The 13,021-nt window shown below is 68.7% G+C and carries 12 protein-coding genes; 9 read left to right on the top strand and 3 right to left on the bottom strand.

What is annotated here, in order from left to right:
- The first annotated feature begins 182 nt into the window (after positions 1–182).
- The 5 genes from ACWEOW_RS13330 to ACWEOW_RS13310 all read left to right on the top strand — a co-directional run bounded on the left by ACWEOW_RS13330 (position 183) and on the right by ACWEOW_RS13310 (position 7,155).
- On the top strand, positions 183–2,864 hold the full coding sequence (locus tag ACWEOW_RS13330) for a GAF domain-containing protein (protein WP_452269688.1): 2,682 nt from the start codon (positions 183–185) through the stop codon (positions 2,862–2,864).
- The gene (locus ACWEOW_RS13325) at positions 2,861–3,250 is read left to right on the top strand and encodes a response regulator (RefSeq protein WP_452269687.1); all 390 of its coding nucleotides are present in this window, start codon (positions 2,861–2,863) and stop codon (positions 3,248–3,250) included. Before ACWEOW_RS13330 ends, ACWEOW_RS13325 begins: the two co-directional genes overlap by 4 nt.
- A complete protein-coding gene (locus ACWEOW_RS13320) occupies positions 3,247–4,458 on the top strand; it encodes a response regulator (protein ID WP_452269686.1) in 1,212 nt (403 codons plus the stop codon). The genes ACWEOW_RS13325 and ACWEOW_RS13320 overlap by 4 nt, the downstream gene beginning before the upstream one ends.
- Positions 4,459–4,471: 13 nt before the next feature.
- Positions 4,472–6,100, top strand: coding sequence for a peptide ligase PGM1-related protein (locus tag ACWEOW_RS13315; protein WP_452269685.1), 1,629 nt, complete (start codon positions 4,472–4,474; stop codon positions 6,098–6,100).
- A 371-nt stretch (positions 6,101–6,471) separates the two neighbouring features.
- Positions 6,472–7,155 (top strand): Crp/Fnr family transcriptional regulator, encoded by a 684-nt coding sequence (locus ACWEOW_RS13310; protein WP_452269684.1) that lies wholly within the window; start codon positions 6,472–6,474, stop codon positions 7,153–7,155.
- Between the two features lie 67 nt (positions 7,156–7,222).
- On the opposite strand, the gene ACWEOW_RS13305 is transcribed toward ACWEOW_RS13310, so the two are convergent.
- The 3 genes from ACWEOW_RS13305 to ACWEOW_RS13295 all read right to left on the bottom strand — a co-directional run bounded on the left by ACWEOW_RS13305 (position 7,223) and on the right by ACWEOW_RS13295 (position 8,851).
- The gene (locus tag ACWEOW_RS13305; protein ID WP_452269683.1) at positions 7,223–7,441 is read right to left on the bottom strand and encodes a hypothetical protein; all 219 of its coding nucleotides are present in this window, start codon (positions 7,439–7,441) and stop codon (positions 7,223–7,225) included.
- A gap of 207 nt (positions 7,442–7,648) precedes the next feature.
- Positions 7,649–8,302 carry an O-methyltransferase gene (locus ACWEOW_RS13300; RefSeq protein ID WP_452269682.1) on the bottom strand — a complete coding sequence of 218 codons (654 nt, stop codon included), beginning with the start codon at positions 8,300–8,302 and terminating at the stop codon, positions 7,649–7,651.
- A 327-nt stretch (positions 8,303–8,629) separates the two neighbouring features.
- Positions 8,630–8,851: a hypothetical protein gene (locus ACWEOW_RS13295; RefSeq protein WP_452269681.1), complete on the bottom strand. Its 222-nt coding sequence runs from the start codon at positions 8,849–8,851 to the stop codon at positions 8,630–8,632.
- Between the two features lie 201 nt (positions 8,852–9,052).
- Between ACWEOW_RS13295 and prfB the strand changes: the two genes are divergently transcribed.
- The 4 genes from prfB (at position 9,053) to ftsX (ending at position 12,930) form a co-directional block, all read left to right on the top strand.
- Positions 9,053–10,165 (top strand): peptide chain release factor 2, encoded by a 1,113-nt coding sequence (gene prfB / locus ACWEOW_RS13290; RefSeq protein ID WP_452269680.1) that lies wholly within the window; start codon positions 9,053–9,055, stop codon positions 10,163–10,165.
- A 179-nt stretch (positions 10,166–10,344) separates the two neighbouring features.
- Entirely contained in the window at positions 10,345–10,923 is a 579-nt protein-coding gene (locus ACWEOW_RS13285) for a hypothetical protein (RefSeq protein WP_452269679.1), read from the top strand.
- A 171-nt stretch (positions 10,924–11,094) separates the two neighbouring features.
- On the top strand, positions 11,095–12,006 hold the full coding sequence (gene ftsE, locus ACWEOW_RS13280) for a cell division ATP-binding protein FtsE (RefSeq protein WP_452269678.1): 912 nt from the start codon (positions 11,095–11,097) through the stop codon (positions 12,004–12,006).
- An 18-nt stretch (positions 12,007–12,024) separates the two neighbouring features.
- Positions 12,025–12,930 carry a permease-like cell division protein FtsX gene (ftsX, locus tag ACWEOW_RS13275; RefSeq protein ID WP_452269677.1) on the top strand — a complete coding sequence of 302 codons (906 nt, stop codon included), beginning with the start codon at positions 12,025–12,027 and terminating at the stop codon, positions 12,928–12,930.
- The last annotated feature ends 91 nt before the right edge of the window (positions 12,931–13,021 follow it).

Here is a 13,021-nt window from a genome sequence, read left to right as displayed (position 1 = left end):
ACGGCCCCGCTGCGCTGACGATCGCGCACGACGTGCGACTCCGGCCGAGGCGGTTCCGAGCGCAGACTCAGGCGGCTGCGCACCCTCCTGTGGGGATTCGGTGTTTCGGGACCACCGTCCATACGACCGGAGCAGACTTCGAGAGACGCATCCAGCGTTCACACAGGTGATGGGGGACTCGCATGGTCGGGTTCGAGGAGGTCCGTGACGACAGCGTCGCCGTGATGAGCAGGGCCGCGCTCGCAACCCGTCTTGCACAGGTCAAGGAGCAGTTCCGAGCCACGAGCGACATCCTCAAGGTGTTGACGAGCTCCTCCTCGGAGCCGAGTCGCGTCTTCGACGCGGTCGTCGACAACGCCCGCCGTCTCCTCGACGCCGCAGTCGCGCAGATCTACCTCGTCAAGGGTGAGACGTATGTCCTCGCCCGGCAGAGCGGGATGTCCGAGGAGCTGCTCCAGTTCGTCCAGGCACATCCGCTCAGGCGCGACCGCGGGACCCTCGTGGGACGGGTGTCCATCGACCGCACCATCCAGCACATCCCTGACGTGCTCACCGACCCGGAGTACGGCCGGTCCGACTTCCAGCGGGTGGGCGGGTACCGATCGATGATGGGCGCCCCGATGATCGTGGGCGACGAGGTGGTCGGGACCATCTCGGTCTGGCGCAACCAGGTCGCCCCCTTCGACGACGTGGACGAGCGGCTCCTCGCCACCTTCGCCGAGCAGGCCGCCCTGGCCCTCCGTCACGTCGACCTCTTCGCGGCGCTCGAGACCCGGTCCGCCGAGCTCGCCCGCAAGGTCGACCAGCTCGAGGCACTTGCCGACGTAGGCGCCGCGATCACCTCGACCCTCGTGCCTGACGAGGTGCTGACCACGATCGTGACCCACGCCGTGGAGCTGTCCGGCACGGACGGCGGGTCCCTCATGGAGTACGACGAGTCGAGCGGGCTCTTTCGGGTGCGGACGGTCTACGGCACCAGCCAGGACGTCGTCACGGCGCTCCATGCGGCGGAAATCCACATCGACCGCACGTGGGTCGGCAGGGCGGCGCGAACCCGGCAGGTCCTCCAGATCCCGGACCTGGACCAGTTCGAGCTCGACGCACACCTGCGGGTCCTGCACGGGTCGGGCTGGAAGTCGCTGGTCGCCATCCCGCTCACCAGGCCCGACCGCGTGGTGGGCGCTCTGGTCGTGCGCCGCAAGCGCACCGGCTCGTTCAGTGGCGAGACCTGCGACCTGCTCGCCGCCTTCGGCAACCAGTCCGCGGTGGCGCTGACGAATGCGCGCCTCTACCAGCAGCTGGAGCAGCAGAGCGTCGAGCTGGCCGAGGCAAGCAAGCACAAGTCTGAGTTCCTCGCGAGCATGTCGCACGAGCTGCGCACCCCGCTCAATGCGGTCATCGGCTTCTCCGAGGTGCTCCTCGAGCGGATGTTCGGCGACCTCAACGAGCGCCAGGAGGACTACCTCAGGGACATCCATGCCGCGGGCCATCACCTGCTCGCCCTCCTCGGCGACATCCTCGACCTTTCCAAGATCGAGGCCGGCCGCATGGAGCTGGACGTCACGACGTTCCCGATCCTGGACATCCTCGGCCAGGCGCTGTCACTCGTGCGCGAGCGGGCGTCGGTCCACGGGATCCAGCTCACGCTCGAGACTCCCGACGGACTCGGCTCGATCAGGGCTGACGAGCTCCGGCTCAAGCAGGTGATCGTCAACCTGCTCAGCAACGCGGTGAAGTTCACGCCGGACGGAGGCTCGGTCACTGTTCGCGCGGTGCGAAACGCGGGCGACATCACCGTCACGGTCACCGACACCGGTATCGGCATCGAGCGCGAGGACCAGAGCCGGATCTTCGACTCGTTCCAGCAGGGTGGCCGTTCGGCGTCGACGGCGGAGGGCACAGGCCTAGGTCTGACGCTGAGCAAGCGCATCGTCGAGCTGCACGGGGGTTCTCTCTGGGTCCACAGCGCCCCAGGCGAGGGCAGCACCTTCGGCCTCACGATCCCGCAAGCCCTTTACGAGCCCTCGTCGCAGGACGCGTCGTGGCTGGCCGACGACCTGTCGCACACCGGGCCCACCGTCGTCGTCATCGAGGACGACCCCCGATCGGCCGAGCTCGTCGAGCTGCACCTGCGCGCAGCGGGACTCCACGCCGTCAGCGTCGGCACCGGCGAGGCCGGCCTCGAAGCCGTGAGGCGGCTGGGACCCGCCGCAGTCGTACTGGACATTCACCTGCCCGGCATGACGGGGTGGGAAGTGCTCGACGTGCTCAAGGCCGACGCGACCACCGCAGCGGTGCCTGTGGTCGTCGTCAGCGTCGAACCCGAGAGAGGTCGCGGATTCGCCTTGGGCGCATCGGAATACCTCGTCAAGCCCGTCCGCGGCGAGCACCTGCTCGCAGCCGTGAGCCGGGCGCTGACGCAGTCCAGAGCCGCGGCACTCGGCGGCAGTGTGCCGGAGGGGAGAAGTGTCGTCGTGGTCGACGACGATCCTCTGGCGCTCAAGCTCGTGCGGAGCACGCTCGAACCCCTCGGGTGGACGGTTCACACCTGCTCAGGTGGGCTCGACGCAGCCGACCTCGTTCGGGCGATCGCCCCCTCCGTCGTGATCATGGACCTGCTCATGCCGGACGTCGACGGCTTCGCCGTCATCGACGAGCTCCGTTCTGACGCGACGACGACCGGGCCGCCCATCGTCGTGCTCACCGCGAAGTCGCTGACGCCCGAGGATCGATCGCGCCTCGAAGGACGGATCTCGTTCGTCGCCGAGAAGGCCGGGATCGACCTCGCGAGCCTGGCCCGCCGGCTCGCCGAGGTGGCCTCCGCCGGTGAGTCGGACCAGCCCGACGCGGGTGGTGTCCCATGACCGATCGACCCCTCGTCCTGGTCGTCGAGGACAACCCGCGCAACCTCAAGCTCGCCCGCGATGTCCTGGAGTACGCAGGCTTCACCGTCGCGGTCGCCAGCTCGGGGGAGGACGGCGTGGCGCTTGCTGCATCCGTCATGCCCGACCTGATCCTGATGGACATCCAGCTGCCCGGTATCGACGGGTATGCCGCTCTGGCGCAGATCCGCGGCAACCGCGCCACCGCGGCCATCCCCGTCGTGGCGCTCACAGCCTTCGCGATGGCTCGCGACCGCGAGCGAGTCATCTCCTCGGGCTTCGACGGGTACCTCGAGAAGCCGATCAGCGTGCGTGACTTCCCAACTCAGGTGCGCCGGCACCTGCCGGATGACGGCGCGGGACCGTGAGCATCTCGATGGCCCAAGGGGTCAGGGTGCTGGTGGTCGACGACGTGCCGCAGAACGTCAAGCTCATGCACGCGGTCCTGGAGCCACGCGGGTTCGCAGTCCTGTCGGCGTCATCCGGCGAGCAGGCCCTGGAGGTGCTCCAGGGCAGCACGGTCGATGTCGTCCTGCTCGACGTGCTCATGCCTGGCATCGACGGCTACGAGACGTGCGCCCGCATCAAGGCCGACCCGCGCACCGCGATGCTGCCGGTCGTCATGGTGACTGCCAGCGGGGAGCAGCAGAGGCTCCGGGCTCTCGAAGTCGGCGCTGACGACTTCATCACCAAGCCGTTCGACCAGGCTGAGCTCCTTGCCCGGGTCCGCTCCCTCGCGCGGATGAAACGGCTGCACGACACCGTCGTCGAGCAGGCGAGCGCGCTGGAGGCGTGGAACGCGCAGCTGGAGTCGCGAGTCACGGAGCAGGTCGCAGACCTCGAGCGGCTTGGTCGGCTCCGCCGCTTCCTGTCGCCCCAGATCGCGGGCCTCATCGTCGAGTCGGGCGACGACTCCTTCCTCGAGAGCCACCGCCGTGAGATCACCACGGTGTTCACGGACCTCCGTGGCTTCACCGCCTTTGCCGAGACGTCGGAGCCCGAAGAGATCATGACGGTGCTCCGGGAGTACCACGCAACGCTTGGCGAGCTGGTCTTCAAGTACGAAGGCACGCTGGAACACTTCGCGGGTGACGGGCTCATGGTCTTCTTCAACGACCCGGCGCCGTGCCCGGACGCACCGCAGCAAGCCGTCTGCATGGCCCTCGAGATGCGCACGCGCGTCGCAGCGCTGGGTCAGACCTGGAAGGGCCGCGGGCACGAGCTGGGCTTCGGCGTCGGCATCGCCCAGGGCTACGCGACGCTGGGACGCGTTGGGTTTGAAGGGCGCTGGGACTACGCGGCCATCGGCACGGTGACCAACGTAGCGGCGCGTCTGTGCTCCGCCGCGAAGGCGGGTCAGATCCTTGTCACTCCACGCGTACGCAGCGCTCTCGGCGACCGCTTCACCACACAGTCGCTCGGCGCTGTCGAGCTTCGGGGCCTCGCGCGCCGCATCGAGGTCCACGCCGTGATCGGGGAGTCACCCAACGGAGAGCCCGCGACTCTCGACTCGGAAGTCGACCGGCCGCTCGCCGATGAGCCGATGGCCGAGGAGTCAGGGGTCATGGGGGAGTGATCAAGGAGCACACATGAGCACACCTGTCCAGCAATCAGATTCAGCCCTCGCCCTCACGCTTGCCGATCTCGACGAGGCGAGCAGGTACGACGCCTTCGATCGGCTACAGGCCCGTCTTCCGGACGTGTGGAGCCTGCAGGGCAGGGCCGTGCCCGGCGAGTCCGTGGTCGTCGTCCCGTCGATGACCGTCGACCGGCTCGGCCCCCGGGCCGCCGCCATGAACCAGGCGCTCGAGGAACGGTTCCTGTTCCTGCTGCTGCTCCTTCGCCAACCACGGCTGCGCATGGTGTATGTGACCTCGATGCCGATCGACCCCCAGATCATCGAGTACTACCTGTCGCTCCTGTCGGGAGTCATCCCGAGCCACGCCCGGGCCCGCCTGTCCCTCATCGCGGTGGGAGACTCCTCACCGATCCCGTTGACCGACAAGCTGCTCGCTCGTCCGCGGGTGCTCGCCGAGATCTCGGCGCGGGTGCCGGACAGGAACCGTTCACACCTCATCCCGTACACCAGCACGACGCGTGAACGTGACCTGGCGCTCCAGCTGGGCATCCCGATGTATGCCGCCGACCCGCGCCACTTCCACCTCGGCACGAAGTCCGGCTGCCGCCAGCTGTTCGCCGAGGCAGGCGTCCAGTTCCCAGCCGGTGCCGAGGACATCCACCGTGTCGGCGAGCTCGTCGACGCCCTCGTCGACCTGCACGCGCAGCGGCCACAGGCTGAGTGGGCCATGGTGAAGCTCAACGAGGGCGCGTCCGGATCGGGAAATGCCGTGGTCGACCTGCGTGGCCTCGAGGGACCCGACGACGCGGGGACGCCTGGCGGCCAAGCAAGCTCGCCGGCATACGGCAACGATCTCCGCGCACGCGTCGAGGACCGCGTCGGCGCGATGGCGTTCGAGGACAGCACGGCAACGCTCGGGGCATACCTCGACAAGCTGGCCGAGCGCGGTGGGATCGTCGAAGAGCGGATCGTCGGCGACGAGGTGCGTAGTCCCAGCGTCCAGATGCGTCTTCTGCCTAGCGGCGAGCTGGAGATCCTTTCGACGCACGACCAGATCCTTGGTGGCCCCACCGGTCAGCTGTACCTCGGTGCGCGCTTCCCGGCCGATCCGGCATACGCGGTGTCCATCACGCGCGCGGCGGAGGCCGTGGGGATGGCGCTCGCGCGAAAGGGAGTCATCGGACGGTTCGCCCTCGACTTCGTCGTCGTGCGGCACGGCCAGGAGTGGGAGGCCTATGCCATCGAGGTGAACCTGCGAAGGGGCGGGACGACGCACCCGTTCCTCACGCTTCAGTTCCTGACCGACGGCCGCTACGAGCCCGACGAGGGACGTTTCGTCACGCCCTCGGGGGCGGTGAGGTACCTCGTCGCGACCGACCACCTCGAGGCCGAGTCACTTCATGGCCTGCGTGTCGCTGACCTTTTCGATGTGGTTGCCCGAGCCGGCCTGCACTACGACCATGCGCGGCAGCAGGGCGTCGTGTTCCACATGATCAGCTCCATCACCGAGTGCGGCCAGGTCGGGATGACGGCGATCGCGGACATGCCTGACTCCGCCCAGGATTTGTTCGACCGGGCGGAGTCGGCGCTTCTCGCCGAGGCACGAGACTCCCTGTCTCCCCTTCCCGTGCCTCGGTGATGCTCCATGTCTCGCGGGCTGTACGTCGTTGCTCACGGGGCGATCGACGCCGAGTGGATGAGGGCCCCGACGAAGGCCTGGTGCCAGGTGAGGGCTGTGGCGGACGCGCGTCCTGAGGTTCCTCCGCAGCTGCACTCCCACGTCCAACTCGTGCGTCGGCCTGACGCCACGCGGCTCACGCGCGGATGGTGGTGGGCGAGATCGGTGCGATGCCGAGGCTTCTCCGTGAAGCTCATCGTGGGCTCCTTCCCTTGTGCCGCAAGGACTTTCACTGACCACTTCGACGATCTCCCATCACGGGCTCCGCGTCTGTGCGCTGGGCGACACACCGTCCGTGCTCCAGGGCACGTGATCCGCGGGGGAGCGGGCACGTGACGATCTCCGTCGGCCTCTTGTCGGACCTCGAGCCGGAGGAGCGTCGGCGCGTCCTGGCCCGGATGCGCCGCCGGACGTATGCCGCCGGTGAGGTGGTGTTTCACGAGGGTGACCTCGCCGACGCCCTCCACTTCCTCGTCGAGGGCCGGGTGGTCGCCAAGCGGTTCTCTGCCGAGGGCGACCGGGTGGCCTACTCCGTCATCGGGCCCGGGCAGGCGTTCGGCGAGCTCGCCATGCTCGCGCGCGACGGGCGGCGCACGGCGACGATCCAGGCGATCGAGCCGACGACGACTCTCGTCCTGACGTTCAGCGACTTCGAGAGGCTGTGCGCTGAGCAGCCATCCGTGGCACGGCTGCTGACCCGTCTGCTGGCGGCGAGGGTCGGACGCCTCACCGAGGCGCTCATGGAGGCGCTGCACACGCCCGCCGACCTGCGCGTCGTGCGCCGGCTCGTCGACCTGTTCGGCCTCTACGCCCGCGACGGCGGCCGACCTACCGCGCTCCCGCTACCGATCACGCAGACCGAGCTGTCCGAGCTGGCAGGCGTCACGCGACCCACGGCGAATCGCGTGCTGCGTCGCCTCGAGTCCGCCGGGATCGTCAAGCTGGGACGCGGCACGATCACAGTGGTCGACGCGGCGGCGCTGCGCGCCGCCGCGGATGGCTCGACCCGGGCCTGAGTGGAGTAATGGGGATGCAGCCGTTGACGACCTGTCGGGGCGGCGGCTGCGCTGCCCCAGGGTTCGGCTAAGCCAGACGCTGCGACGCTGTCTCGCTTCCCGAGGCGTGCCGCGACCGGTGCACCCAGAAGCGGAACGCCCCGACCCGGCGTCTGTGCTCCCGCTTCTTGGCCCGCTGGGCCCGGGCAAGGCTCGCGCGCTGGGCTCGTGCGATGTCCTCGGCGTTCTGCATGGCGAGCACCTGCAGCAGCAGTTCGGGGCTGTTACCAAAAGTCGTGGGGATCATGGGGATCGACCTCCTGGAGGAGTGGGACTGCTTGATCACCACGACGATCGCGCCATCGAGTGCGCCAGTCTGTGCCCGCGGCTACACAACGGGCAGGTTCGCCGAAGACCATGCGACACGTCCGGCGTGCCGCCCGGCCGAGCGCGTCGTGACGACGCGCGGCGCTGCGGCACGTCGCCGGCGGGGCTCGCCTGTTGTGAGCGTGCGTCAGCGGCGGCGGGCGATGGTGAGGCCGTCGTATGCCGTCAGCACGACAGCCTCGACGCGGTCGTCGGCGGCGACGACGTCGTTGAACGCACGGAGCGCCTCGGTGTTGCGGTCGGTGTCGGCGGGGTCGGCGATGCGCCCGCTCCACAGCACGTTGTCCGCGAGCAGCAGGCCGCCCGGGCGAACCCGCGGCACCAGCTCGTTCCAGTACGCGACGTAGCCCGGCTTGTCCGCGTCGATGAACGCGAGGTCGAACAGGTCGTCCTCGGGCAGCGACCGCAACGTGTCCAGGGCCCGCCCGATGCGCAGCACGATCCGGTCGGCCACGCCGGCGGCCGCCCAGGCACGTGCCCCGATCGCGGTCCACTCGCTGCTGATGTCGCAGCACAGCAGCGACCCCCCGTCGGCGAGGCCGCGGGCGATGCAGAGGCTGGAGTAGCCGGTGAAGGTGCCGATCTCGACGGCCCGACGGGCGCCGACCAGACTCGTCAGCATGGTCAGGAGCTGGCCCTGGTCCTCGCCGATCTGCATCGTCGCCGGGTCGCCGAGTGCGGCGGTCTCGGCTCGCAGCCCACGCATCACCTCGTCCGGTCTCCAGCTGCTGTGGTCCACGGCATACGAGCGGACCTGGTCTGTCACCAGAAAGCTACGCACCCCTCGACGCTACGACACCTGGTGCGGTCGGCGCAGGTGGCAGGGCGGCCGGTCTGTCCGCCAACTCGACACCAGACAGACTTTCCCAAAACGTCACGAAACTCTGCAAAGACTGCATACCGCCACCGAGGGTTCACGCCCGGGTGACACGGCATACCTGCGCAACGCGTCGGGACGCCTCATGGACACCTGCGCCTGGACGACCAAGGGCGCCGGGTACCGCTACTGCTGAAGGCCGGTGGCCAGCACGACGTAGACACGACCGAGGGCCCGTCCGATTCGGACGGGCCCTCGGTCGGGTCGGCCGGCTCAGCCGGACCGGCCCGATCAGCCGGACGGCTGCGGGGTCGTGCAGCCGATCTTCGGGTTGAGGCCGACATAGTTGAGCGGACCGGCGATGATCGTGACGGCGGTCGTCCCGACGCGGCTGCAGCTCGGTGAGGCCGAGCCGAAGTAGCCGCGCTGGAAGGCCGCGATCACGCCGATGAGGAGCCAGATCAGGACGACGACAGTGCCGACGCTGACTCGGGAACTGGTGCGGACGCTCATGGTCACCTTTCGTGGAGGCTCGGCGCCGCCCGGATGACGGCGCCCCCGGGTCGCGCGATCGCCCGACTGTTTCTGCGACTCCGGTGCATCAGTCGACATACCCAGCAGAGCGGGCGCACGCTCAGAGCCGGGGCACACTCAGGGCCGGGCTCGCCCGGCGCGTGCACGGCATACGCTCGTGCTGCCGTAGGCTGTTCCCTCGTGGCTGTGGACTTCACCCAGGAGATCAAGGAACTGCGCACGACGATGGACTCCGTGCGCGGCGTCACCGACCTCGACGCCCTCGGCAAGACCATCGCCGACCTGGAGCAGCAGGCAGCCGCGCCCGACCTGTGGGACGAGCCCGAGAAGGCCCAGCTGGTGACCAGTGCCCTGTCCCGGGCCAACTCCGAGCGTGACCGGGTCGTGGGCATGGACGCCCGCATCGACGACCTCGAGGTGCTCGTCGAGATGGGCCAGGAGGAGAGCGACCAGGCCACCCTCGACGAGGCCGAGCGGGAGCTCCAGTCGCTTCGCAAGGACGTCGGCGAGCTCGAGGTCCGCACCCTGCTGTCGGGGGAGTACGACGACCGCGAGGCCGTGGTGACCATCCGTTCCGGCGCCGGTGGCGTCGACGCCGCGGACTTCGCCGAGATGCTGCTGCGGATGTACCTCCGTTGGGCCGAGCGTCACGGCTACGCGACCAAGGTCATGGACACGTCCTACGCCGAGGAGGCCGGCCTCAAGTCGGCGACCTTCGAGGTGAACGTCCCCTACGCGTACGGCCATCTCGCCGTCGAGGGCGGCACGCATCGCCTGGTGCGGATCAGCCCGTTCGACAACCAGGGTCGCCGCCAGACCAGCTTCGCCGCCGTCGAGGTCATCCCGCTCATCGAGAGCGACGACTCGATCGACATCCCCGAGAACGAGATCAAGGTCGATGTCTTCCGCAGCTCCGGCCCCGGCGGGCAGAGCGTCAACACGACGGACTCCGCCGTTCGGATGACGCACATCCCGACCGGCATCGTCGTGTCGATGCAGAACGAGAAGTCGCAGATCCAGAACCGCGCCGCGGCGTTGCGAGTGCTGCAGTCGCGACTGCTGGTGCAGCGCAAGGCCGAGGAGGCCGCCGCGAAGAAGGAGCTCGCCGGCGACATCAAGGCCAGCTGGGGTGACCAGATGCGCTCGTACGTGCTCAACCCGTACCAGATGGTCAAGGACCTGCGCACCGAGCAGGAGACCGGCAACCCGACCGCGGTCTTCGACGGCGACATCGACGCGTTCATCGAGGCCGGGATCCGCTGGCAGATCGCCCAGAAGAAGTCCGAGGGCTGAGCAACTCGGGCCTGGTCCAGCGAATCCAACAGGACAACGGGCCCGTGACCCGGTAGACCTGTGCGCGGAACTACCGCGTCGGGTGGGTTGACCGGGCGAGCAGGGGTCCGCGGGAGGCGGGTCCCTGACCTCGTGTCGGTCGGATGCACCCTTCCGACCGCCCCGAAAGGACTCGCCGCATGTCTGCTCTGCTCCGCCGCACCCTGACCTCGCTCGCCGCCCTCGGCGCCGCAGCCGGTCTCGCCGTCGCCCCGGCCACGGCCGCCCCAACCGCCGCCCCCATCGCCGCACGCGCCGCCGCAACCACTGCCCCAACCACTACCGCCACTAGTGCCACGATGGCGCCCGCGCCGGCCGCCGGCCCTGCCGCCGCTCTCGCTGTCGAGGCCGCCGTCGTGCCCTGCAGCCACATCTCGCAGATCGGCGACAAGAAGGTCGTGTCCGACCTCGGCATGCAGGCTTTCACCGTCCGCCAGTTCATCGGGTGGTGCTCCGACTCGCGCGGCCAGGCGTGGATGAACTTCTCGTCGGTCTACGTGTGGGACCAGTACCACAACCGCGGGTTCAGCTACTGGGTCTACTCCGGCGTCGTCGTGCGCGGCGAGCCCGAGGCCCGTGGCTTCTCGACGAGCGCCAACCGTCAGCAGACCAGCTACAGCACCCCGGTCCGGACCACCCAGCTGTGCACGCAGGGCTGGGGCAAGATCTTCCGCGCGGGCAGCGAGTCAGCCCAGGGGCTGACCACGCTCGTCTGCTGACACCCACCGGCGGCGCGCCACGCCCACGCGCCCGAATTCCCCCGGTAACCACCAGTCGGAGCCGTAGCCTCGTAGCCGATCCAGTGCTTTTCCACGCCGTATGCCGGCAGCCCGGGTCCCAGCCCACAAGCACTACCCAGCCGCACCCGTGTACGAGTCGAGGTCCGACGCATGATCCTCTTCGAGAACGTCACGAAGATCTACCCGCGGACGACCCGTCCGGCGCTCGACGACGTCAGCCTGGAGGTGTCGCGCGGCGAGTTCGCCTTCGTCGTCGGCACCTCAGGATCCGGCAAGTCCACCCTGATGCAGCTCGTCATGCGCGAGCAGGACGCCAGCTCCGGCCGGATCCTGGTCGCGGGGCGTGAGCTCGACCGGCTCCCGGACCGCAAGGTGCCGGCGTTTCGCCGCGAGATCGGCTGTGTCTTCCAGGACTTCCGTCTGCTGCCCAACAAGACCGTCTTCCAGAATGTTGCCTATGCCCTGCAGGTGCTCGGCAGCAGCCGCGCCCGCATCCGCCAGACCGTCCCAGAGACCTTGGAGCTGGTCGGACTCGAAGGCATGGAGAAACGCCTGCCGCACCAGCTCTCGGGCGGCGAGCAGCAGCGCGTCGCGATCGCCCGTGCGTTCGTCAACCGGCCACAGATCCTGCTCGCCGACGAGCCCACCGGCAACCTCGACCCCGACACAAGCCTCGAGATCGTGCAGCTACTCGACCGCATCAACCGCGTCGGCACGACGGTCGTCATGGCCACGCACGACACGGTCACTGTCGATGCGATGCGCAAGCGCGTGATCCGTCTCGACAACGGCGTCATGGTCAGCGACATCGAGGCCAGCGACTACACGACCGGGTCGATCGCACCAGTTCGCTTGAACGGCAACGGAACTGGCGCTGGGCAGTCCAGCGGTCACGACCCGGCATACGGCGAGGGCGTCGACTCCGGCGACGCGGGGAGGGCTGAGGACACTGACGAGCCTGACGACCCCGACGCGCTGCCCCCGATCGGGCGGGACGCGGACCTGCCACGCCCACGCGGCGGGATCCGCAGGACCGACGCCGTCGAGCCGAGCCACCGCTGAGCCCCAGGAGACCCACCCATGCGACTCCAGTTCCTCCTCGGCGAGATCGGCAACGGCCTCCGGCGCAACCTGTCGATGGCCGTCTCGGTCGTCATCGTCACGATGATCTCGATGTACCTGCTCGGCCTGGGCCTCATGGGTCAGCGGCAGGTCGACACGATGAAGGACTACTGGTACGACCGCGTCCAGGTCACCGTGCTGCTCTGCGCCGAGAAGACCCGCTACGCGAACTGCGCCGGTGAGCCGACGACCGACGCGCAGCGTCAGGCGATCAAGTCCGAGCTCGAGGCGCTCAAGCCGACGGTCAGGGAGGTCTTCTACGAGACCCGCGACCAGGCGTACTCGCGGTTCAAGGACACCTACAAGAACTCACCGCTCGCCCGCGCTGGAGAGTCGTACTTCGCGGACTCCTACCGCGTGAACCTCAATGACCCCAACAAGTTCGACGTCGTTGCCAGCTCGATCAAGGGCATGCCCGGCGTGGCCGACGTGCAGGACCAGAAGAAGCTTCTCGAGAAGTTCTTCACCTTCATGAACACCGTCTCCTGGGCAGCCATCGCCCTGTCGTCGCTCATGGTGCTCGCCGCGGTCATGCTCATCTCGACGACGATCCGGCAGACCGCCTTCAGCCGACGCCGCGAGACCGGCATCATGCGTCTGGTCGGTGCTTCGAACTTCACGATCCGGTTCCCGTTCGTGATGGAGACCGTCCTCGCCAGCGTCGCCGGAGCCGTGCTCGCGATGGTGATGCTCTGGGCGACGGTGCGCTACGGCGTCGTGGGCTTCCTGTCCCAGGCGCTCACCGACACGGCCTTCATCGGGGTCGCGGACGTCTACTACGTGGCACCCTTCATCATCGCGGGCGTCATCGTGCTCGCGTCGGTCACCTCCTGGGTCACGCTGCGCCGCTACCTGCGCGTCTGAGAGCGGCTGCACGGCATCGCCCTGACCACTGCGTGAACGACCGCTCCCGCAGGCCACTCTTCTCAGTCGTCGTCGTCTCGACGCAGGCTGG

The sequence above is a fragment of the Monashia sp. NPDC004114 genome (assembly GCF_053603855.1).
The sequence above is the reverse complement of the archived record's forward strand: the minus strand, read 5'-3'. Positions and strand labels throughout refer to the sequence as shown.

Excerpts from the sequence above, each read along its gene's own strand:
- ACWEOW_RS13295 (WP_452269681.1), bottom strand. The coding sequence starts at position 8,851 with ATGAGCGTCCGCACCAGTTCCCGAGTCAGCGTCGGCACTGTCGTCGTC.
- ACWEOW_RS13315 (WP_452269685.1), top strand. The coding sequence starts at position 4,472 with ATGAGCACACCTGTCCAGCAATCAGATTCAGCCCTCGCCCTCACGCTT.
- ACWEOW_RS13330 (WP_452269688.1), top strand. The coding sequence starts at position 183 with ATGGTCGGGTTCGAGGAGGTCCGTGACGACAGCGTCGCCGTGATGAGC.
- ACWEOW_RS13285 (WP_452269679.1), top strand. The coding sequence starts at position 10,345 with ATGTCTGCTCTGCTCCGCCGCACCCTGACCTCGCTCGCCGCCCTCGGC.
- ftsE (WP_452269678.1), top strand. The coding sequence starts at position 11,095 with ATGATCCTCTTCGAGAACGTCACGAAGATCTACCCGCGGACGACCCGT.
- ACWEOW_RS13325 (WP_452269687.1), top strand. The coding sequence starts at position 2,861 with ATGACCGATCGACCCCTCGTCCTGGTCGTCGAGGACAACCCGCGCAAC.
- ftsX (WP_452269677.1), top strand. The coding sequence starts at position 12,025 with ATGCGACTCCAGTTCCTCCTCGGCGAGATCGGCAACGGCCTCCGGCGC.
- ACWEOW_RS13305 (WP_452269683.1), bottom strand. The coding sequence starts at position 7,441 with ATGATCCCCACGACTTTTGGTAACAGCCCCGAACTGCTGCTGCAGGTG.